General features: G+C 55.2%; 15 protein-coding genes. 6 read left to right on the plus strand and 9 right to left on the minus strand.

Going from position 1 to position 21553, the window contains the following annotated elements; translation table 11 throughout:
• Nucleotides 1–82: 82 nt before the first annotated feature.
• The gene (locus tag ABLQ08_RS14205; protein WP_352943393.1) at nt 83–3001 is read right to left on the minus strand and encodes an Rne/Rng family ribonuclease; all 2919 of its coding nucleotides are present in this window, start codon (nt 2999–3001) and stop codon (nt 83–85) included.
• A gap of 657 nt (nt 3002–3658) precedes the next feature.
• Between ABLQ08_RS14205 and ABLQ08_RS14210 the strand changes: the two genes are divergently transcribed.
• From ABLQ08_RS14210 to prfB, 3 genes are all read left to right on the plus strand, one after another.
• A complete protein-coding gene (locus tag ABLQ08_RS14210; protein ID WP_352943396.1) occupies nt 3659–4966 on the plus strand; it encodes an N-acetylmuramoyl-L-alanine amidase in 1308 nt (435 codons plus the stop codon).
• Nucleotides 4967–5145: 179 nt separating this feature from the next.
• The gene (locus ABLQ08_RS14215; protein ID WP_352943399.1) at nt 5146–7599 is read left to right on the plus strand and encodes a penicillin-binding protein 1A; all 2454 of its coding nucleotides are present in this window, start codon (nt 5146–5148) and stop codon (nt 7597–7599) included.
• Nucleotides 7600–7751: 152 nt separating this feature from the next.
• A protein-coding gene (gene prfB, locus ABLQ08_RS14220) for a peptide chain release factor 2 (protein ID WP_352943402.1) occupies nt 7752–8883 on the plus strand; the annotation gives its coding sequence in 2 pieces (ribosomal slippage) (nt 7752–7820 and nt 7822–8883; 1131 coding nt in all).
• 52 nt (nt 8884–8935) lie between these two features.
• On the opposite strand, the gene ABLQ08_RS14225 is transcribed toward prfB, so the two are convergent.
• The 3 genes from ABLQ08_RS14225 to bcp form a co-directional block, all read right to left on the minus strand.
• The gene (locus ABLQ08_RS14225) at nt 8936–10282 is read right to left on the minus strand and encodes a M23 family metallopeptidase (protein WP_352943404.1); all 1347 of its coding nucleotides are present in this window, start codon (nt 10280–10282) and stop codon (nt 8936–8938) included.
• Nucleotides 10283–10372: 90 nt separating this feature from the next.
• On the minus strand, nt 10373–11209 hold the full coding sequence (locus ABLQ08_RS14230) for a ferritin-like domain-containing protein (RefSeq protein WP_352943407.1): 837 nt from the start codon (nt 11207–11209) through the stop codon (nt 10373–10375).
• A 49-nt stretch (nt 11210–11258) separates the two neighbouring features.
• Complete coding sequence (gene bcp / locus ABLQ08_RS14235) at nt 11259–11726, minus strand: thioredoxin-dependent thiol peroxidase (protein ID WP_352943410.1); 468 nt, start codon at nt 11724–11726, stop codon at nt 11259–11261.
• Nucleotides 11727–11933: 207 nt separating this feature from the next.
• Here bcp and ABLQ08_RS14240 point away from each other — a divergent pair, with 207 nt between their 5' ends.
• Complete coding sequence (locus tag ABLQ08_RS14240; RefSeq protein WP_352943413.1) at nt 11934–15227, plus strand: AsmA-like C-terminal domain-containing protein; 3294 nt, start codon at nt 11934–11936, stop codon at nt 15225–15227.
• Nucleotides 15228–15276: 49 nt separating this feature from the next.
• Here ABLQ08_RS14240 and tyrS read toward each other — a convergent pair whose 3' ends face one another.
• The 3 genes from tyrS to ABLQ08_RS14255 form a co-directional block, all read right to left on the minus strand.
• Nucleotides 15277–16530, minus strand: coding sequence for a tyrosine--tRNA ligase (tyrS, locus tag ABLQ08_RS14245; RefSeq protein ID WP_352943416.1), 1254 nt, complete (start codon nt 16528–16530; stop codon nt 15277–15279).
• A gap of 198 nt (nt 16531–16728) precedes the next feature.
• On the minus strand, nt 16729–17631 hold the full coding sequence (locus tag ABLQ08_RS14250; protein ID WP_352943419.1) for a DUF4396 domain-containing protein: 903 nt from the start codon (nt 17629–17631) through the stop codon (nt 16729–16731).
• A 104-nt stretch (nt 17632–17735) separates the two neighbouring features.
• Complete coding sequence (locus ABLQ08_RS14255) at nt 17736–17951, minus strand: hypothetical protein (protein ID WP_352943422.1); 216 nt, start codon at nt 17949–17951, stop codon at nt 17736–17738.
• Nucleotides 17952–18120: 169 nt separating this feature from the next.
• On the opposite strand from ABLQ08_RS14255, the gene ABLQ08_RS14260 reads away from it, so the two are divergent.
• Both ABLQ08_RS14260 and ABLQ08_RS14265 read left to right on the plus strand, forming a co-directional pair.
• Entirely contained in the window at nt 18121–18390 is a 270-nt protein-coding gene (locus ABLQ08_RS14260) for a tyrosyl-tRNA synthetase (RefSeq protein WP_352943424.1), read from the plus strand.
• A gap of 111 nt (nt 18391–18501) precedes the next feature.
• On the plus strand, nt 18502–19548 hold the full coding sequence (locus ABLQ08_RS14265; RefSeq protein WP_352944398.1) for a P1 family peptidase: 1047 nt from the start codon (nt 18502–18504) through the stop codon (nt 19546–19548).
• Nucleotides 19549–19650: 102 nt separating this feature from the next.
• On the opposite strand, the gene glnA is transcribed toward ABLQ08_RS14265, so the two are convergent.
• Complete coding sequence (gene glnA / locus ABLQ08_RS14270; protein WP_352943427.1) at nt 19651–21060, minus strand: type I glutamate--ammonia ligase; 1410 nt, start codon at nt 21058–21060, stop codon at nt 19651–19653.
• A 124-nt stretch (nt 21061–21184) separates the two neighbouring features.
• A complete protein-coding gene (locus tag ABLQ08_RS14275) occupies nt 21185–21523 on the minus strand; it encodes a P-II family nitrogen regulator (RefSeq protein WP_094074571.1) in 339 nt (112 codons plus the stop codon).
• Between the last annotated feature and the right edge of the window lie 30 nt (nt 21524–21553).

A 21553-nucleotide genomic window follows, 5' to 3' on the forward strand; every position in this document is an offset into this window, starting at 1 on the left:
TAGCTTCCACTGGAAATCAAAGACCCGATTGCATGAAAAAGGCGGCCAATGGCCGCCTTTATTGCGTCTCGGGATAAAATCCTCAGAAGAACGAGCGACCGCGTTGCCACCAACCGACACGCTTCGGCTTGTCCTCCTTGTCTTCCCCTGTTGTTTCGCTGGTAACGACCGGTTCTGCCGGAGCTGACGGAATTTCTTCCGCTGCTTCTTCTTCCTCAGAGGCTTCGTTCATCACAGGTTGCTCGGAGGTTGGTGTCTCAACAACGATGGTGTCTTCAACAGCAACCTCGTCCGCTGCAGGAGCGGGGTCTTTGCTTGCTTCCGTCGTGGTCTCGTCATTCGCTTCAACCGGTTCTTCGGAGCTTGCGACTTCTTCTGCAGATACCGCTTCGCTGGTTTCTCCGTTGATGGACTGGTCTTCAGCTGAAATCTGCGTTTCTGTGTCGTTATCAGTTGCTACAGCGATTTCTTCCGGCTCGCCGTTTTCTTGACCGTCTTGTGTCTGGTCAGTCGAAGTAGCTGCTTCGTCAGAAGAATTTTCGGCGGAGTTCTCCGCATCGACATCGACTTCGTCACCGTCTTCTGTCTGGGCGTCCATGCCTTCACCGTTGCGGCGCCCGCGGCGCCCTCCGCGGCGACCCCGACGACGCTTGCGACGAGGTTCGTCCTCACCGCCTTCTTCTTCGCCGGACCGGGATTCCTGCAGTTGTCCCTCTTCGGCCTCTGCTTCGTCACCTTCCTCGGCTACCTGACGATTATCAGACGCATCCTGCTGGTTGTCGGATCCTCCCCGACGACGTTTGCGGCGGCGTCTGCGGCGGCGATCACCACCGTCATCGTCTTGTGCCTGCTCTTCGATGACCGGCTGTTCGGTGTTCTCGTCGATGATTTCAATCGTATCCGGCTGTATGATCGGAGCGGGGGCGGGAATGCGGTCGCGATCGACAGGTGCACCACGTTCCAGAACATAAAGCTGACCGTTAACAGTGTCATCGGCGTGAACTTCGATCTCAATCGCAAATCTGGTCTCGAGGTCGAACAGATTCGATCGTTTCTGATTGAGAATGTAAAGAGCTACCTGGGTGGTGGTGCGAATAATCAGATTGTGGGAAGCACCTTTCAGCAGATTGTCTTCAATCGACCGCAGTACATGAAGCGCGACCGATTCCACGGACCGGATCATACCGGTGCCCTGGCAATGCGGGCACGGTGTGGTGGAGCTTTCCAGAACGCCGGTGCGGATGCGCTGCCTCGACATTTCGAGCAAGCCGAAATGGGAAATACGACCGACCTGAATGCGTGCGCGGTCGCTCTTGAGGCATTCCTTCAGCTTGCGCTCGACAGCCCGGTTGTTCTTCGACTCTTCCATGTCGATGAAGTCGATCACGACAAGGCCGGCCAGATCACGCAAACGCAGTTGACGCGTGACTTCTTCGGCTGCTTCCAGGTTGGTCTGGAGAGCCGTGTCTTCAATATTGTGCTCGCGGGTCGACTTGCCGGAGTTGACGTCGATCGAAACCAGAGCTTCGGTCTGGTTGATGACGATGTATCCTCCGGATTTCAATGTCACCTGCGGCGAGAACATCGCGTCCAGCTGCGGCTCGACGCCATAGCGGATAAAGAGCGGCGAGGGGTCCCTGTAGGGTTGAACGTTCTTGGCATGGCTCGGCATGAGCATGCGCATGAAGTCCTTTGCCTCGCGGTAACCTTCGTCACCTGAGACAAGTACCTCGTTGATGTCCTTGTTATAGAGATCCCTGATTGATCGCTTGACCAGGCTGCCTTCCTCGTAAACGAGGCTCGGAGCGCTGGATTTCAGCGTCAGTTCCCGGACATTTTCCCACAGCCTCATCAAGTACTCGAAATCACGTTTGATCTCGGCCTTCGTGCGGCTGGCACCTGCGGTGCGGAGAATAACGCCCATGCCCTCCGGCACATCCAGCTCGGAAGCGATCTTCTTCAGGCGTTTGCGATCAGTCGGTTGGGTGATCTTCCGGGAGATGCCGCCGCCACGAGCGGTGTTCGGCATCAATACGGAATAGCGGCCCGCCAGCGACAGGTAGGTGGTCAGTGCAGCACCCTTGTTGCCACGCTCTTCCTTGACGACCTGAACCAGGATGATCTGGCGGCGCTTGATGACTTCCTGGATCTTGTACTGCTTGCGCAGTGGAACTGGTCGCTCGGGAACTTCTTCCATTGCGTCTTCGGCGCCAACCGATTCGACTGCGTCTTCGTCGTTGTCGGTGTCTTCATCCTCGTCGCGATTGCGACGCCTGCGGCGACCGCGTGCCTTTACCGGAGCTTCTTCTTCCTCTTCCGAGGTTGCTTCAACGGTTTCAGCTTCTTCCGCGTTGTCGTCGCCTTCAGCTTCCTGTTCCTGACCGTCCTGGTCGGCAGAGGATTCGGCTGCTTCAGTCGTTTCTGAGGCGGTCGTTTCGGAGTTGTCGGCAGCGTCGGCGTCAGCTGCTTCCGCCGAATTGCTTTCCGTTTTGGAAGCAACTACAGCTTCATCGGCACTATCGGAGTCATCATTTGAGTTCTCGGTTGTGGTGCCGGCTGCTTCGTCCTGATTGTCTTCGGCAGAATCGGAGGCAGGCGTTTCGGCAGCTTCTACCTTTTCGCTGGCAACTGTTTCCGCAGCCTCGTTCTTGGCCGCACGGGACCGGCGACGGCGCTTCGGCTTTTCTTCCGCCTCAGGCTCATCGTTGTTGCGTTCCGCGGCTTCAGCCGCGAGCAATGCTTCACGATCCGCGACCGGGATCTGATAATAGTCAGGATGAATTTCACTGAAGGCGAGAAATCCGTGACGGTTTCCGCCATATTCCACAAACGCTGCCTGAAGCGAAGGTTCTACCCGAGTGACTTTCGCCAGATAAATATTCCCGCGAAGCTGCTTTCTGTTTGCCGCTTCAAAGTCGAATTCTTCAACCCGATTGCCACGCACGACGACGACCCGGGTCTCTTCCGGGTGGCCCGCGTCGATCAGCATTTTGTTTGCCATTCTTGAAGGTCTCCACGGCAGCGCTGCTTGGCGCGTATCCAAAACGCGCATCGCCCGAAAGGAGGAAGGCTGCCGTATTTGTTTTGCTAAGATAGGAAAGGGCGTCTGCGCCCGGCGCGGTTGAATGATCAACGAAAGCGGCCGCTGGAGCGGTTCCTTGCTTTATGTTGATCTCCACATGCATCGCGCGGGTCCTTCGGGGCAACGCAGGCCCTTGAGTTAAGTCGTTGTACTTTCGCCGGAATGCGAGCTGGCGTCAGCCGCTTCATCCGCATCCGGTTTCGGAAAGGTTCGCTCCTGCCGCCGCCACGTTCCTCGCTGAAAAATCGGCTCCGAATACGGGCACGACAGTGCGAAGCGGTGCGGTTTTTAGGAGATTCCGACACTTGACTTCCGCGATATCCAGGCTCTTCCACACTCGACGAAAAGGCCTCTGTTCCGTCGTTTTTGGGCCCGGAAATGTGATGACGTTGTGGATAGTTACTCCAAATCGTCACTCGGGAAGGTATCGGTCTCGAACCGAAATCCGTAAGGTACTTTTACGTTCCGGCGATCAGCTTTGCAAGCAATGTGAACTGCATAAAGCATTTTCCTGAAAGAGCAGATCGCGTATGACAAAGGCAACAGGGGGAATGTCACGGGCAATTCGCGAGTATCATGACCGGTGAGATTGTGAATAAAAACTGGATAAAATCTCAGGTTGGTGGGGCGTTGAGTGCCAATTTTCTGGTTGTGACGCTGCTGGCCAGCCTGTTTGCAATCTGTTTGCCATATCTGTCTGGTCAGTCAGGTATTTCTCTGGCTCAATCAGTCAAGCCGGTGATAACCGGGGCGAGGGTGGCCGGCGATGAGGACAGAACGCGATTCGTTCTGGACCTGAACGCGCAAGTCGTACCAGTGATCTCCGGTCTGACAAATCCTTACAGGCTGATAGTCGATTTGCCGGAGGTGACATTCGAATTGCCTGAAGGGGTGGGACAGACCGGCCGTGGTCTGATTTCGGACTGGCGGTTTGGTCTCTTTGCCCTTGGAAAATCACGCGTGGTGATGGATCTGACCGATCCTGTCAGTGTCGACAAGACATTCTTCCTGCCTGCGGTGGACGATCAGCCTGCGCGGCTGGTGGTGGACCTTGTGCGCTCCACACCCGATGAATTTGCTGAGTTTGTGATATCTTCTCGCTCCAGAGATACGGCAAGAATTGAAAAAAAATCGTCAAAGAGTGACCGGCTGACAGCACAGAAGTCCAAGGACAAGCCGTTGATCCTTCTCGATCCGGGGCATGGCGGCATCGACACCGGAGCAACGGGTGTCGCCGGAACTTTGGAAAAGGCCATCGTTCTCGACTTTGCGAGGCTGTTGAAGGAAAAGCTCGACGAAGGTGATCGTTACGACGTTCGTCTGACACGAGACGACGACACGTTCATTCCGCTGTCACGACGCGTTGAGATCGGCCATGAACTTGCAGCGGATCTGTTTATTTCCATCCATGCTGATTCTGTGCGCCGGGGGCGAAAGATTGTCCGCGGTGCCACAGTGTACACGCTGTCGGACAGGGCATCCGATCAATTGGCGGAGGAATTGGCAGAGACGGAAAACATGTCAGATGTCATCGCCGGTGTGGTTCTCGATGAGGAGCCGACGGATGTTACCGATATCCTGCTTGATCTGGCCCGCAGGGAGACACGATCCTTTTCGGTCTATTTTGCAAGAACACTTGTCAGTGAAATGAAGAGTGCAGTGCGTCTCATCAATAATCCGCACAGATCTGCGGGCTTTAAGGTGTTGAAGGCACATGATGTTCCCTCTGTTTTGGTCGAACTGGGGTACTTGTCAAATGAACACGATGAGAAACTGCTGATTTCGGAAGAATGGCGCGACAGAATGGCAAGTGCCATGACCGAAGCGATTCATGGATTCTTCCGACCTCGACTTGCTCGTCAGCAGGCGGGGCCATCTCAGTAAAAAGCTTGAATTGTTTGAGAATTTGCAGGTCTTGGCTGGCAATTGCCTCAGCATCGCCATATTGGTGGCTGAGGAAGGCAGGCAATCAACTGTGCTTAGAGGCACCAAAGGGTGCCGAAACAAAGTTTCCATGTTAGAAAACAGGAAGCGCTAAAGACGGGGAAAGACGAGCCCGCGGTATGAAATTTTTGGTGAAATTTTTTGGCTATCTCTTCGGAATCGGCGCTGCGTTGGCTTTGCTGATCGCCGCAGGGGTCTGGATGTACTTGCAGCACCTCGATGAAAGCCTGCCAGACTACACAGCTCTGAAGAATTATGAACCGCCGGTTATGACGCGTGTTCACGCCGCCGACGGCAGTCTGATGGCTGAATATGCGACCCAAAGGCGCATGTTTCTGCCAATCCAGGCCATTCCGGAGCGCGTGAAACAGGCGTTCATTGCAGCGGAAGACAAGAATTTCTATTCACATATTGGCGTCGACCCGGAAGGCATTGCGCGTGCGGCGGTGCGCTTCATTCAGAACTATGGATCGGGTAGGCGCCCGGAAGGCGCCTCCACGATCACGCAGCAGGTCGCGAAGAACTTTCTCCTTACCAACGACCTTTCAATCGTAAGAAAGATCAAGGAAGCGATTCTCGCGTTGCGCATCGAGCAGGCCTATACCAAGGACGAGATTCTCGAACTTTACGTCAATGAAATCTATTTCGGACTTGGCGCGCACGGCATAGCCGCTGCGGCACTTATCTATTACGACAAGTCGGTCCATGAGCTGACACTCGAGGAAGTCGCCTATCTGGCTGCCCTTCCCAAGGCTCCCAACAACTACCATCCCTTCCGACACACTGAGCGTGCGGTTGCTCGCCGCAACTATGTGATCGATCGTATGGTTGCCGATGGGTATGTCAGTGTTGAAGAGGGGCAGGAAGCGAAGGAAAAGCCGATCACGGTCAAGCCTCGCGAGACCGGCTCCCGCCTGATTGCCGCCGAATATTTCACCGAAGAAGTCCGGCGCGAAGTCGCGGATATCTTCGGAGACAAGCGTCTCTACGAAGGTGGCCTTTCCGTGCGTTCGACACTTGATCCGGAGCTCCAGAAAATGGCGCGCGAGTCGCTTATGGAGGGGCTGATCAATTTCGACCACAAGCGCGGAAGCTGGAACGGACCGGTCGACCGGATCACCATCGGCGCTGATTGGGGTGTCGATCTGGCGAAGATCGAAGCCCTCAGCGATATTCCGGAATGGAAGCTGGCAGTGGTTCTTGAGAGTGGCTCTTCCGAGGCAAAGGTCGGTGTGCAGCCGGACACGCTTGTGAGCGGGAAACTGTCTGACGAACGCAAGACCGGACCATTGTTTCTCGACACCATGAAGTGGGCGAGGGTCAAGGGGCGCGCACCGGGATCCGTCTCCGATGTTCTTGCTCCTGGTGATGTCGTCTATGTCCAGGAAAGCGACGTCGCTCCCGGAACATTCGAACTTCGACAGATCCCGAAAGTATCCGGTGCGATTGTCGCAATGGACCCCTATACGGGCCGGGTGCTTGCACTGGTGGGCGGATTCAGCTTCGCTCAGAGCGAGTTCAACCGTGCAACTCAGGCTTATCGTCAGCCAGGGTCGTCTTTCAAACCGTTCCTTTATGCCGCTGCACTCGACAACGGCTACACGCCGTCCTCGGTCGTGATGGATGCGCCGCTTGAAATCAGCCAGGGACCGGGGCTCGGAACCTGGCGTCCCCAGAACTACGGCGGAAAGTTCTACGGTCCTTCAACGCTGCGTACCGGTATCGAGCTTTCGCGAAACGTGATGACCGTGCGCCTGGCGCAGGACATGGGCATGCCTCTGGTGGCCGAATATTCCAAGCGGTTCGGCATTTACGACAATATGCTGCCTGTGCTTTCCATGTCGCTCGGAGCTGGTGAGACAACTGTCCTGCGCATGACGACTGCGTATGCGACTATTGCAAATGGCGGCAGGAAAGTTCGTCCGACACTGATCGACAGAATTCAGGACCGCTACGGTCGCACTATCTACAAGCATGACAGTCGTATTTGCGATGGCTGTACCCAGGATGTCTGGGAAGATCAGGATGAGCCGAGCCTGATCGATGACCGGGAACAAGTTCTCGATCCAATGACCGCCTACCAGATTACCTCGATGATGGAAGGTGTCGTTCAGCGTGGTACCGCGACCTCCGTTCGCGCCGTAGGCCGTCCCGTTGCCGGCAAAACCGGTACGACGAACGACGAAAAGGATGCCTGGTTCATGGGCTTCACACCAGATCTCGCGGTCGGTGTGTTTGTCGGTTACGACAACCCCAAGCCCATGGGGCGTGGCGCGACAGGTGGTCAGGTGGCTGCGCCGATCTTCACGGACTTCGTCAAAAAGGCTTTGGCAGACAAGCCTCCGGTCGAGTTCCGCGTTCCGCGCGGTCTGCAACTGATCGCAATCAACCGGCGGACTGGACTGCGGGCGGCTCCCGGCACACCCGGGGCGATCCTGGAAGCATTCAAGCCCGGGATGGCACCGAATGACAGCTATGCGATTATCGATTTCCAGAGCTCACTCGGCGTTTCCCATGCCGTGTCTCCAGAGGCTCAGGACGCTGTCACCCAAGGCACCGGCGGCCTCTACTAAGGCCGCTTCATGCCTACAAGCAGGATTGTAATCCACTGCGATTTACGTGGTTTACACCGGTTGCCGGCCCGGCTAAGGTCCGGCTCCAATTCTCGGCCCGGTTGCTCGAATGCGAGACCGGGCCGTTTCGCTTAATCTGAGAGAGGTATCCGATGCGCGCCGAGATGGAAGCGATCGTCGATGAAATCAAGCAGGCCATAAGCCTGCTGAGGAGGCATCTTTGACTGGGATCAGGCTCTTGTCCGTCTGGAAGAACTGAACGCCCTTTCTGAAGATCCGGAGCTGTGGAACGATCCGTCCAAAGCTCAGAAACTGATGCGCGAGCGCCAGCAACTTGATGACGGCATCAATGGCGTCAAGGGACTGGAACAGGATGTGTCCGACAACATAGAGCTGATTGAGCTCGGCGAGATGGAAGACGATGCTTCCGTCGTGGCCGATGCGGAAGAAGCTTTGCGCGGACTAAAGACGACGGTCGACCAACTGCAGCTCAATTCGCTGCTATCCGGTGAAGCCGACGGCAATGACACCTATCTTGAGATCAATTCAGGTGCAGGCGGCACGGAGAGCCAGGATTGGGCTTCCATGCTTCTGCGCATGTACAGGCGTTGGGCCGAAAAACGTGGCTTCAAGGTGGAAATTCTCGAATATCACGATGGCGAAGAAGCCGGAATCAAATCGGCGACCCTGCTGATCAAGGGTGAAAATGCCTATGGCTGGATGAAGACCGAGTCGGGCGTTCACCGTCTGGTCCGGATTTCGCCCTATGACAGCAACGCCCGCCGTCATACCAGCTTCTCGAGTGCCTGGGTTTACCCGGTGATCGACGATTCGATCGAGATCGATATCAACGAAAGCGATTGCCGCATCGATACCTACCGCGCCTCCGGTGCGGGTGGGCAGCACGTCAACACCACCGATTCGGCAGTTCGCATCACGCACCAGCCGACTGGTATCGTCGTGCAGTGCCAGTCCGAGCGCTCGCAGCACAAAAACCGGGCAACAGCCTGGGGCATGTTGAAGGCGCGTCTTTACGAGGCTGAACTCAAGAAGCGCGAAGAAGCTGCGAATGCGGAGGCAGCCTCAAAGACTGACATCGGCTGGGGACACCAGATCCGATCGTATGTTCTTCAGCCCTATCAGTTGGTGAAGGATCTCAGGACCGGTGTGGAAAGTACGTCGCCGGGCGATGTTCTCGATGGTGATCTCGACAAGTTCATGGAAGCAGCCCTTGCCCAACGGGTATTTGGCGGTGATCCGGTTGAAGTTGAAGATATCGAGTAGGTCGTCGCGTACGCCTGAACAAACAAACGGGGCCGGGTGGCCCCGTTTTGCATTAAAGGGAAAGTTCCGACAACAGTTCGCCGGCTGAAAGAAAAGCCGCTGGGTTCCTTGGTTTGTCGTGACGACGAATTTCATAGTGAAGGTGAGGGCCGGTAGAGCGGCCGGTAGAGCCGACGTTTCCGATCAGATCTCCAGCCAGCACATGATCTCCCGCAGCGATCTGAATTCGGCTCATATGGGCATAGCGTGTAACGAATCCGTTGGCATGCCGGATTTCCACCATCTTCCCGTATCCCCCTTTTCGCTTTGCCGTGATGACGGTGCCTGGAGCCGTTGCGTAGACACGTGCGCCATAGGGGGCCTTGAAATCAATACCGGTATGCATGGCCAATCGGCCGAGAAATGGGTCGACCCGAGGTCCATAGCTACTGGACACTCTGCCATTGCGTAACGGACGCTTGATCGGCAAGCGAAGGGCCGTGAATTTGACCCTTCTCAGGGTTTGCAAGGCTGTATCCGCTCGTTTGAGCCGGTCCGGAAAAGTATTGGAAGAAATGGGCTGAAAAGGTCCTCCGATGGCCGCGTTCTTGCGCAAAGCCGCGTTTATTCTGGGAGTGATTTTGAGCGTAATGCCGAGGATGTCTTCTATCCGGCTTTCCGTTGCAACGGTTATTGCATCAATCGCAACTGTGCTTTCGACATCCATTTCACTGATGTGAGCCTTAACGGCATCTAGTGCGGCCTGTTTTTCAGTGTTTTTTTTTACATCCGCGGAGTCTGATTCTTGTACCGGTAGTTGAAGAACCGAGAGTGGATCAAAACTCTTACTTGTTCCGTCTCGCAAGCCCAAGGCCTTGACCGGCTCATCGATCAGCTCGCTTTCACCTCCAATAGCGGACTTGTCATCGGATCCGATTGACGCGAGGCTCCGCTCATCAATAGCGGGCTTTTGTGGCGGCATCGGTTTGTCATTGTTGAGATAGATGCCAACGCTTTCAGCACGCGCAACCAGATCCGCGACAATGGCGTGCCGCTGATTCAGGCTCTGTTGTCTGCGAAGAACGTCCATCACCTGAATTTCGACCGACTCGCGATCAACCATCTGACGGCTTGTCAGGTTTTCAATTTCAGTTCTGAGCCGGTCTATATGATCCTGGTACTCCAGAACCAGCTCGGTACGTTCCGCGCTGGCTTCAGCGATCATATCGTTGCGAAGAAAGTAGTATCCGATTGTACCAGAGACCGCCAAGGTTGCTGAAATGCAGGCTAGCGCACCGCAAATCAGGTGTAGCGGCCGGACGCTGTAAGCGGTCGTCTGGGCATTTCTGCCCAGCGCCGAATGATGCGTCGGCTCTTTAGGCGATCGGAAGCTCTGCGTCGATTCTTGGCGCTGTTGCATTGTCACTCAGTCACTGCCTGCATTCTGCAAAAGAACTGAGTCTGATTAGAATTTGGTAAGGTTAATATTTCGTCTTCATCAGGGTTGAAATTACCCAGCGAGACGTGCGAGAGGCTTGTAAAAACCGGGGGTTAAGCCGGCTTCGGAGCGCGCGCGATCATTGAAGGGGGGCTTCAGGGATCCCCTGAAATGACGGCGAACGAATGTATGAAACGCCGGTTCCGGTCTGATTCCCTGCCGATCACACAAGAATCGGAACCACTTCGCACCAAAAGCGACGTGGAACTTTTCATCCCGATAGATGATATCGAGGCACCTTGCGGTTTCCTCGTCACCGATCTTGCGTGCTTTTTCAATCATGGGAGGGGTAATATCCAGCCCACGTGCTTCCAGAACGAGTGGAATAATGGCGAGCCGGGCTGCGAGGTCATGACCCGTATCCTGAGCTGCTTGCCAAAGGCCGTCGTGAGCTGGCAGGTCGCCATAGGTGGCGTTCAATTTGGCCAAGCGGTCCTGAAGCATGGAAAAGTGCTTGGCTTCTTCAAGCCCGACCCTGACCCAGTCATCATAGTAGGAGCGGGGCAGGCGAATGTCTGCGAAGCGGCCAATCAGGTCCCAGGTCAGATCCACCGCATTCAGTTCGATATGAGCAAGAGAATGAATGAGAGCAAGTCGACCGGTCTTGCCGGTGAGGTTGCGCTTGGGCATGTCTCTCGGCGCTAGCAAAACCGGCTTGTCAGGTCTGCCCGGACGGTCCGGCATCGGGCCGTCCTTTGATAGAGTTCCCAAAGCCAGACTTCTCTGGAACCAGGCTTTTGATACGGCAAATGCCAATCGAACCTTTTCAGTGGTGTCCGAGTTAGTGACGATGGCTCTTGCGCCTGCTACGAGGCTGGAGGGCAGATCGGACGTGAAAGTGTCTGTCATTCTCTAGAAAGCTCAATTCCTTGTCGCCGGTTTTTGAGGCCTGGCAATTTTAGAGTTCTCGGGTGGCTTCGAGCACTGCCTGCGCGTGTCCCGGAACTTTGACCTTTCGCCAGATCTGAGCGATTTTGCCGGCGGCGTCCACCAGAAATGTTGAACGCTCCACGCCCATATACTTTTTCCCGTACATGGATTTCTCCACCCAGACCCCATAAGCCTCAGCGGTCTGTTTTTCGGTGTCGGCACCAAGCCTGACCGCCAGATTGTGTTTGGCAATAAAGTTATCGTGTTTCCGTGCTGTATCTGGTGAAAGACCGACAATGGTTGCACCCAGTTTGTCGAACTCTCCGATCATTTCAGAAAAGGCAATTGCCTCCTTCGTGCAGCCCGGTGTGTTGTCTTTCGGATAGAAATACACAACGACGGGATTTCCCTTCAGTGCCCCAAGAGAAATTCTTTTTCCACCGTCACTTTCAAGGTCAAATTCCGGTGCCGTATCCCCTATGGCCAATTCGCCCATTCTGCCTTCCTTCTGTCATAGTTTGTGCGTTAATGCCGTTAGCCGGCTGTCTATCAAAATGCAGCTGTCGCTTTTATCGCAGCTTTCGACGTATCATAGGTCGTATAGCGACTCGATCAACGCTGCGTACGATAACCCAGGTGCCTTGCCCCGGATTACACAGGATGCCTGTTTTAAACATTCAGGCGGAAGAATGGACTGACTTAGTTGCACAAACCTGGTGGATCTGAAGGACCGACAGAAACCAAGAATGCCAAGCCTTGGCGCAAGCGCTTCCGCCTGCGTTACATTTTGCTGGCCCTTGTTGTGTGCGCCGTCTCGGGTCTCGTCATTCTTTTTTCCAGCGGTCCGGTCCGAATCCCCATGCTCGGCAGTATGTTGGCCTATCAGGGGACAAGAGGGCCGGTGCAGCTTTCAGTTGCTAAGGCAAGTGTAGACTTCACTGCACCCACCGGGATCGATATCATTCTGGAAGACGCACGGGCCGAGATCGCCGGGAATTCTCCGGTAAGCATCGTTTTGCCCAAGCTGATTGCTCCACTAGATCCTGATGCCCTTTTGTCGGGAAAAGTACACTTCTCTTCGCTTAACCTGCAAAAACCTCATGTGACTGTTTCCCTCAAGGGAGGACCGGCAAAGGTGCCTGAAATGGGACCGTTGATGGAAGCAGTCGATCGCGTGAGCGATGTCGTTGACGATCAGTTTGCTCGCCGGGGACTTCGTTTCGTCAAAATTCGTGAAGGGTCCATCGAGATCAAAGGGGCTTTTCCCCGGAGATTTGAAGGTATCGATTCCGACATCCTGCGCAGTGACAATCGAACTATCAGAGCTCTGGCGAGAGTGACCGGTAACATTTCGACCTGGCGTCTGGAACTTGCAAGACGCGCGCCCCAGGGCGGTGATGAGAAAAGCATTGGAGTAGTGGTCAACGGCATTACGCTTGCCGAATTGCTGGGCCCGAACGCAGTCGGCAAACAGGGTAAAGGTCTCGGGCTACCTGCTTCAGCGAAGATCGAAAGCAAGCTGGACGGCAACGGCAAGTTCATATCTGCGAATGCAGTGGCACTCATGCGGGACGGGTGGTTTCAACTTGGCAGAACCCTTGTTGCATTTGATGATGCAGCCCTGTCGCTTCTGTTCAAGGCGGGGCAAAGCACAATTGAGATCACCACTTCTCATGTTATTCGGGGCAATACCAAAATTTTTTTCACAGGCGGGTTGAAGCCCGTTGGCGAGGGATCGCCGGACTGGTCGATATGGCTGGATACGAAGCATCCCCAATTCGGCTCCTCTGATGTTCCTGAAGCAACGCATATGCTTGACGGTGTTTCGGTGCGTGCCCGGTTTGACCCGACAAAGCGTCTGCTTTCCATCAACAGGTTCACTGCCAGATCCGGGAAAGCTGTGGTCCATGGCGTTGCTTCTGTACAGATCACTCCCGAGGGTCCTTATCTTGCGCTGGCAGCGGACGGGGAAAAGATCCCGGTGGCGGCCGCCAAGCAGCTTTGGCCGATCACACTGGTTCCGCCTGCACGTCGGTGGGTGATAGACAATATCAAAGGCGGTCTTCTCGAGACCGTCTCGTTTACTGGCGCCATACGTCCGCCTGGTTTCAACTACCGCGATCCGGATCCGGGCTGGTCTGGAGATGATTTACGGCTCGATATGACATTTTCCGATGGCGCGGTTACACCGGTTGGAGACGTTCCCGAGATACGTGGTCTGAACGGAACGCTGACCATCAAGGATGAAACTCTGACCGTTTTGGCCAAGGACGGTTCGGCGACGGCTTCCAATGGCGGCGAAATCGTTTTGCCAGAGGGGATGTTCGAGATACTCAACCTGCCGCTGAGGCATGGAAAAATGGCCAAAGTTGCCATCAAGGCAGAAGGTGAGACCAAAGACCTTGGGGCCGTGGTCAACAGTGCTCCATTCAGCGTCCTTGATCGTGCAAACCTGAAAAACGATGGTGTCAGCGGTACAGGAAACCTGGACATTGATGCAATGTTCCCGCTTGGCAAGAAAATCGACGTCACGGAAATCGATTGGCATGCCACCGGACAAATGACAAATTTTTCGGATGAAAATCCGATCATGGGTCACACGATCAAAAGCGCCGATATCTCGTTGGATGCCAACCGCGAGCAAGTGACGATCACGGGCAACGGAATTCTTGATGGTCTGCAGGCCGATATTGATCTCGTTGTACCCTTGGGTGGTTCGAGTGTCGAAGCAAAGCAGGATGTCGTTGTTGCTGTCACCGCGGCGCAGTTGAAAGAGAAAGGTATCGACCTGACCGCCTTTTTGAAGGGGCCAATGACGCTATCGGTTGCGAAAGAAGGTGAAGGGCAGGCATTTTCGATCGATCTCAAGCAGACGCAGATCCGGCTGGAGGCGCTTGGATGGCAAAAGGCCAAGGGCGTTCCTGCAAGAGCAACGTTTCAGCTCATCGAGACCGAAGATGAAAACCGAATAGAGGATTTCAATCTAGTATCGGAAGGAGCAGACGTCTCAGGAGCGATGCGACTGAGCCCGAAGGGGGATCTGGTCAGTGCATCTTTTGACACATTCAAGTTGCGGCCCGAGGACAATGTTGAAGTCGATATCCAGAGAGCCTCAGATGGTCGTTACAACATAATCTTTTCCGGGGCTTCATTTGATGGGAGGGGATTGATTCGAAGTATCAGCAGTCCGGGCGGCAGCAAAGGCGAGGGTGACTTTTCCGATGGCACCAGGATTTCTGCTTCGATCGATCGCGTCATCGGCTTCAACAACAAGAGTCTCAGCAATTTTTCGGGCAAAATCGAGACTGGAAAGAAAGGTTTGATATCTGCAGACCTTCAGGGCCTGATTGACGGTCGGTCGGACTTCGAATTCAAGATCGTCAACCAGCAAAATAGCCAGCAGGCGATCGGCAATTTCGCGGACACCGGTGCTACGCTCCTGTTCCTTGATGTTTATGAACGGATGCGAGGCGGCAGCGGGTCTTTGAATGTCGCCATGGCGGATGAGGATAGCTGGGTAGGCGAATTCAAGGTACGCTCCTTGCAGATTGCCGAAGATCCGGCGATCAAGCGTATTCGCGAGCGCAACCGGCAGAATCCGAGGCCCGGAGATCCGATCACGCCTGCAGCGCAAGTCAACGGGTCTGCAAGTTTCGACACGCTCGATCTGAATTTTACCCGTGAAGGAGATGTTCTGACGATCAGCCGTGGAGCGCTGCGAGGCAACGCCCTAGGAGGCACGGTCAGTGGAACGGTAAACCTGGATCAACAGACATTGAACCTCACGGGTACATTTGTACCGATTTACGCGCTCAACAACTTCTTTGCCAAAATTCCGCTGCTTGGCTTTGCTCTCGGAGGAAGTTCGGGCGAGGGGCTCATTGGCGTGACCTATCGCCTGTCCGGATCGGTTTCCGATCCTGTTCTGACAGTCAATCCGATCTCGGCGATCGCGCCCGGCATTTTCAGAAAGATGTTCGAGTTCCAGGCGAATTAAAAAAGGCCGGGAAATGCCCGGCCTTTTTTGAATGTCTGTTGGGTCCCGATCAGACCGGCTTCAGCAGTACGTGCTTCTTCTTGCCGAGTGACAGCTTGATGATACCGTCTTCGGTGACATCTCCAAGGGAAAGCTGACGTTTGTCGTTCTGTTCTCCCTTGTCATTGATTTTCACTGCACCGCCTTTGATGTTGCGGCGAACGTCACCGTTTGATCCGCACAGGCCAGCTGTTACGAAAGCGGACAGAACGCCGAGACCTGCTTCAAGCTCCGCCCTGGCAATCTCGACGGTCGGCAGACCTTCCGCGGATTGACCTTCCTCGAATGCTTTGCGCGCGGTTTCAGCCGCAGCTTCAGCATTATCCCGGCCATGGATCAGTGCGGTTGCTTCGGTGGCCAGGATCTTCTTGGCGTCGTTAATTTCCGAACCCTGCAGTGCGGCCAGCCGTGCGACCTCGTCCATCGGCAACACGGTGAACAGTTTCAGGAAGCGCTCAACGTCCGCGTCTTCGGTGTTGCGCCAGTATTGCCAGTAGTCATAGGCAGAGAGTTGCTCTTCGTTGAGCCAGACGGCACCAGCCGCGGTCTTCCCCATCTTGGCACCCGATGCAGTGGTCAGTAGCGGGGAGGTAAGCGCAAATGCCTCCGTTTCCGCAAGTCTACGTACAAGGTCGGTGCCGGACAGAATGTTGCCCCACTGATCTGATCCGCCCATCTGCAGGCGGCATCCGGTTTGACGGTGGAGTTCCAGGTAGTCATAGCCCTGCAGCAGCATGTAGTTGAATTCAAGGAAGGAAAGATGCTGTTCGCGCTCCAGGCGCAGGCGAACCGAATCCCTCTGGATCATCTGATTGACAGAGAAGTGCCGGCCGATGTCTCTCAGAAAATCGACATAGTTCAGCTTCAACAGCCAGTCGGCATTGTCGAGCATGAGCGCATCGGTAGGGCCGTCGCCGAAGGTGAGCAGTTTTTCGAAAACTTTCCTGATGCCGGCCTTGTTTTCCTCAATTGCTTCCTCGGTAAGGATCTTCCGGCTCTCGTCCTTTCCGGAAGGGTCACCGACGCGCGTTGTGCCGCCGCCCATGAGAGCAATCGGCCGGTGTCCGGTTTTCTGAAACCAGTGCAGCATCATGATCGGCACGAGAGAACCGGCATGAAGGCTCGGGGCTGTGCAGTCAAAACCGATATAGGCCGTTACGGTTTCCTTGGCACACAGCTCGTCGAGACCCTTCGGGTCGGAAATCTGATGAATGAAACCACGCTCTGAAAGAACGTTTAGAAAGTCCGATTTGAACTCGCTCATGCCTGCTTGTCCGTCCGTGAATAGTTTCCTGCCGAATGGCATACCTTGGGACGTGCTCTAACGCGTGCCGGAGGCGTTGTAAATTGCAGGCAACGGTAAAAGGCCCTGAAAGCTTGTTAATCAGGAGCTTGATCAGCTTCGTGTCGCTTGCTGCAGGACATTCAGGTAGTTGGTTGGCAGCGGTTTGGTAGAGCCGTTTCAGTTCATCAAACCGAAAGTGATCGGTACAAACAGGTCGGTTACGAATCCTGCGCCGATCAACAAGGCAAATGAAGCGCCAATGAGCATGCATTGCGTGGCGAGTGGCAGCGTTGCCATCTGCATTTTGCCATGCCCCGCATGATGGTCTTCTCCGCTGTGATTGTGGCCGGACATTCCATCTATCGTGCCATTCATTGCGTTTGCCATTGGTCTCTCGGGCGAGCGGTGCCCGAGAGACGACGTGTCCTTTCCGGGCAGGGTCATACACCCGTGTTTCAGGTGGGAGGCGACAAGCCAGTAATTCACCGGATAGGCGGCAACCAAGCCGACGATGGAAGCGATGCTCATCCGGAACCAGAATTCCGGCGCTGACGGTTCCACGGAACCTGGCCAGAAGCTGGCAAGAACGATCATCGTGGGCAGCATCCCGGCCATGACGCAATTCATCGAGACTGTTTCTGCGAAGAAAGTCTTTTGAACGGCTTTCCAATAGTCGCCGTCGAACATTCCCCGCATCATCAGCGCCTGGAATATGAAGAGGCCGCAGATAAAGCCGGCCATATATTCGAACACGCTGTCCCAACCGTTTGTGAGCCCTAAAGCGGGAACGATCGCAGCTGCGATGACAATTCCAGTTGCATCGCCCGCAAGGCAGTGCATTTCGCTGTTCACTGCCTGCTTCCATGTTTTGTTGGTGAAGGCATCATGTCCACCGGGAAACGGCCTGCGGCAGGTCATGAAATAAAGAAAACATCCGACTGGTCCGGTATAGGCAACCACCAGGACCCAGGCGAGCCTCTGAACCCAACTGGTTACGCCGTTAAAGATGGAATCCCAGACAACGAACGCCAGGCTGGCGATGGTCAGGACAAACCAGACGATCATGGCTCCTTGAAGCATGGTTGAACCTTTTGTGCTGATCTGGAGAATTCAGGCGTGAGTGCATGACGTGATCGCAGGGCTGTTGGAGAGAGCTCTGCCAACGCACTCACGGGAAAAGCCTTTTAGCCGGTTGTTCCAGTGCCTCGAACTTTCAGGCAAATAAACTTGAGTTCACCCTGTTCCCAGGCGACACGCATGTCCTCGGAAAGTGTTCGCGGCACAGCTTCATCGAGCGCTGCCTGACAATCTGTCTCGTTTTCAAATGTTCCTTCGTCCGTGACAGGCCAGACATTCGGGCCATTCAGTAATTGGATGGAAACTGCAAGTATTGCCCACATGGGTTGCTCCAATGAAAATGTGATTTTTGCAACATTTTTTGCGGTTTATGCGCCAGGAGCAGCCTAGCATGCCCTGACGTGACGGCAATCACAGCGTTTGCTTCTTCCAAAGTCCAGGATCTACTTACCGGCGATGGAAACGCCGCTGAAGAAAGCAGAGAGGATCGTCATGTTTCGCAAGTTCGCAATCGCAGCCGTAACCGTAGCTTCCATAGCAACCGCAGCCGTCACCGTCACTCCTGGCGAAGCTCAGGCCAAAAACCGGGCAGGTGCCGTGGCCGCCGGTGCCATTATCGGTCTCGCTGCCGGTGCGATCATCGCGTCTCAGGCTCAGCCGCGCTACTATGCGCCGGTCCGCTGCTACAACAAGCCGATCCAGCGCTGGAGCCCTTACTATCGCCAGTACATTGTTGTCGGCTATCGGCAGGTTTGCCACTAACGCCAACCCGTTCGGAATTGCGAATGGCCTCCTTCGGGAGGCTTTTTCGTTTTGAGAGATGACCTGAATTCATTATCAATGCAGCCGATTGATATCTTTTTCCGGTGCTACATGTCCTCAGAACTCGTTTCTCCATCCCGTTCGCTCGGGCTTATCTGCGGTTCCATGCCTGTTGGTCCGAACAACCGAATTACGGACGTTTCAGACGTGACCGTTGGACACTTCACCCTGATTGATGGTGACCAAAGAACCGGTTTCACAGCCGTTCTGCCTCATCAGGACAATCTTTTTCGAGAAAAGCTTCCAGCTGCGGTCGAAGTCATCAACGGGTTCGGCAAGAGCGCAGGACTGGTGCAAGTGGACGAGCTTGGCTCACTCGAAACCCCCATCCTGTTGACCAACACGTTCGGTGTTGGCACCGGCGTCAATTACCTGATCCGTCGTGCCGTCTCGGAAAACCCTGAAATCGGACGGTCGACCGGAACGGTCAACCCGCTGGTAATGGAATGCAACGACGGGTATCTCAGCGACATTCAGGCCATGGCTTTGACCGAAACAGACGCTTGTGCAGCCGTTGAAGCCGCTTCCGAGGATTTCGAACAGGGCAGCGTTGGTGCAGGAACCGGAATGAGCGCTTTCGGGTTCAAGGGTGGGATAGGGTCGGCGTCACGCGTGTTCGAACTTGCCGGGCAAGGTTACACACTTGGTGCGCTTGTCCTGGCCAACTTCGGACGCCCCGGAGATCTGGTTTTGCCTGATGGGCGCATGCCCCATCCGAAGGACTTTAGGCAAAGTGAAGAACGGGGTTCGGTCATCATTGTTCTTGCAACGGACGCCCCACTGGAGAGCCGCCAGTTGAAGCGGGTTGCGAAACGTGCAGGCGCAGGTCTTGCGCGACTTGGAGCTTTTTACGGCAATGGCAGTGGCGACATTGCGTTAGCGTTTTCAACTGCCCAGCGGATCATGCACTTCGAAGAGTGTGATGTTATCGCTCGCGATATTATTGCGGAGGATAAAATCGACCTCCTGTTTAGGGCGGCGGCGGAAACCACCCAGGAGGCAGTGCTGAATGCGATGATCGCTTCACCGGCCATGCGGGGTAGGGCACGCAATAAAAGGCCTTCCCTGGCAGATTGGTGCACTGCCAACGAAGCTTGATTGAGTGGCTTGAGCCGATCAGCTGCATTTCCTTCCCGAACTGGACAACAAAAAACCCCGGCCGATGAGCCGGGGTTTTCCGTTTCCGAAAGAGGAGACCTCTTAGACGGAGTAGTACATGTCGAATTCGACCGGATGCGGGGTCATTTCGAAACGCTCGACTTCTTCCATCTTTAGTTCGATGTAAGCGTCGATCTGGTCGTCATCGAAGACGCCGCCGGCTTTCAGGAATTCACGGTCGGCGTCGACAGCTTCCAGAGCTTCACGCAGGGAACCGCAAACCGTCGGGATTTCAGCCAGCTCTTCCGGTGGCAGATCGTAGAGGTTCTTGTCCATCGCGTCGCCCGGATGGATCTTGTTCTTGATGCCGTCAAGGCCGGCCATCAGCAGAGCAGAGAAGCAGAGGTACGGGTTCGCTGTCGGATCCGGGAAGCGAACTTCAACGCGTTTCGCCTTCGGAGAAGACGTGAACGGAATGCGGCAGGACGCGGAGCGGTTACGTGAGGAGTAAGCCAGCAGAACCGGAGCTTCGTAACCCGGCACCAGACGCTTGTAGGAGTTGGTGGACGGGTTGGTGAAGGCGTTCAGAGCCTTTGCGTGCTTCAGGATACCACCGATGAAGTACAGGCAGCTTTCCGAAAGATCAGCGTACTGGTTGCCAGCAAAGGTCGGCTCGCCGTTGTTCCAGATGGACAGGTGGCAGTGCATGCCTGTGCCGTTGTCGCCGAAGACCGGCTTCGGCATGAAGGTCGAGGTTTTGCCATAGGCGTGTGCGACCTGGTGAACAACGTACTTGTAGACCTGCATGTTGTCAGCGCAGCGGGTCAGGTGATCGAACTTCATGCCGAGTTCGTGCTGTGCAGCAGCCACTTCGTGGTGATGCTTTTCGGTCGGAACGCCCATTTCGGCCATGACGGACAGCATTTCGGAGCGGATGTCCTGTGCGCTGTCGACCGGCGGTACCGGGAAGTAGCCGCCCTTGGTGCGCGGACGGTGACCGAGGTTGCCGGTTTCGTACTCGGAGCCCATGTTGGACGGCAGTTCGGAGCTGTCCAGAATGAAGCCGGTGTTGTACGGGTCGGCGTTGAAGCGAACGTCGTCGAACATGAAGAACTCTGCTTCCGGGCCGACGAATACGGTGTCGCCGAAGCCGCCGGACTTGACGTAGGCTTCAGCCTTCTTTGCGGTCATACGCGGGTCGCGGTTGTAGCCTTCGCCGGTGACCGGATCGACAATGTCACAGAAGATGGACATGGTGGACTGAGCGAAGAACGGATCCATATGAGCGGTTTCCGGATCCAGGATCAGCATCATGTCGGATTCGTTGATGGCCTTCCAGCCTGCGATGGAGGAGCCGTCGAAAGCGACGCCTTCAGCAAACATGTCTTCATCGACAAGTGCAACGTCCATGGTGACGTGCTGCATCTTACCCTTCGGGTCGGTAAAGCGCAGATCGACGAATTTAACGTCCTTTTCCTGAATTTCCTTCAGGACGTCAGCAGCGGTGGTCATTATGTCCATCCCTTTAGTTTTTCGTTTGAACAGTTGGGTTTTGTTCCGGTCCTGCAGAGGATCTTGGGTTACTCTGGTTTGTCGGACCGGAATTCGGTGTGCCGGCAGGCGCCGGAATAGCTGATCAGATGGCGTCGATACCGGACTCGCCGGTACGGATGCGGACGGCTTCCTCGATATTGGAAACGAATATCTTGCCGTCGCCGATCCGGCCAGTCTGCGCGGCGGAGCGGATCGCCTCAACGGCCTTTTCGACCATGTCGTCTCCGAGAACGATCTCGACTTTCACTTTTGGCAGAAAGTCGACGACATATTCCGCACCGCGATAAAGTTCGGTGTGGCCCTTCTGGCGGCCAAAGCCCTTCGCCTCTGTTACTGTGATGCCCTGAAGGCCGACTTCTTGCAGAGCTTCCTTAACCTCATCAAGTTTGAAGGGTTTGATGATCGCTTCGATCTTTTTCATCACCTTGTTTCTCTCTCCACAATTTCGGGC

The organism is Roseibium sp. SCP14 (genome assembly GCF_040329475.1).
Taxonomy (GTDB): domain Bacteria; phylum Pseudomonadota; class Alphaproteobacteria; order Rhizobiales; family Stappiaceae; genus Roseibium.

Bases quoted from the DNA above. Each gene is read 5' to 3' on its own strand.
- tyrS (WP_352943416.1), bottom strand. From the start codon at position 16,530: ATGAGCGAGTTCAAATCGGACTTTCTAAACGTTCTTTCAGAGCGTGGT.
- ABLQ08_RS14275 (WP_094074571.1), bottom strand. From the start codon at position 21,523: ATGAAAAAGATCGAAGCGATCATCAAACCCTTCAAACTTGATGAGGTT.
- ABLQ08_RS14230 (WP_352943407.1), bottom strand. From the start codon at position 11,209: ATGACAGACACTTTCACGTCCGATCTGCCCTCCAGCCTCGTAGCAGGC.
- bcp (WP_352943410.1), bottom strand. From the start codon at position 11,726: ATGGGCGAATTGGCCATAGGGGATACGGCACCGGAATTTGACCTTGAA.
- glnA (WP_352943427.1), bottom strand. From the start codon at position 21,060: ATGACCACCGCTGCTGACGTCCTGAAGGAAATTCAGGAAAAGGACGTT.
- ABLQ08_RS14265 (WP_352944398.1), top strand. From the start codon at position 18,502: ATGTCCTCAGAACTCGTTTCTCCATCCCGTTCGCTCGGGCTTATCTGC.
- ABLQ08_RS14205 (WP_352943393.1), bottom strand. From the start codon at position 3,001: ATGGCAAACAAAATGCTGATCGACGCGGGCCACCCGGAAGAGACCCGG.
- ABLQ08_RS14210 (WP_352943396.1), top strand. From the start codon at position 3,659: ATGACCGGTGAGATTGTGAATAAAAACTGGATAAAATCTCAGGTTGGT.
- ABLQ08_RS14215 (WP_352943399.1), top strand. From the start codon at position 5,146: ATGAAATTTTTGGTGAAATTTTTTGGCTATCTCTTCGGAATCGGCGCT.
- ABLQ08_RS14260 (WP_352943424.1), top strand. From the start codon at position 18,121: ATGTTTCGCAAGTTCGCAATCGCAGCCGTAACCGTAGCTTCCATAGCA.
- ABLQ08_RS14225 (WP_352943404.1), bottom strand. From the start codon at position 10,282: ATGCAACAGCGCCAAGAATCGACGCAGAGCTTCCGATCGCCTAAAGAG.
- ABLQ08_RS14255 (WP_352943422.1), bottom strand. From the start codon at position 17,951: ATGTGGGCAATACTTGCAGTTTCCATCCAATTACTGAATGGCCCGAAT.
- ABLQ08_RS14250 (WP_352943419.1), bottom strand. From the start codon at position 17,631: ATGCTTCAAGGAGCCATGATCGTCTGGTTTGTCCTGACCATCGCCAGC.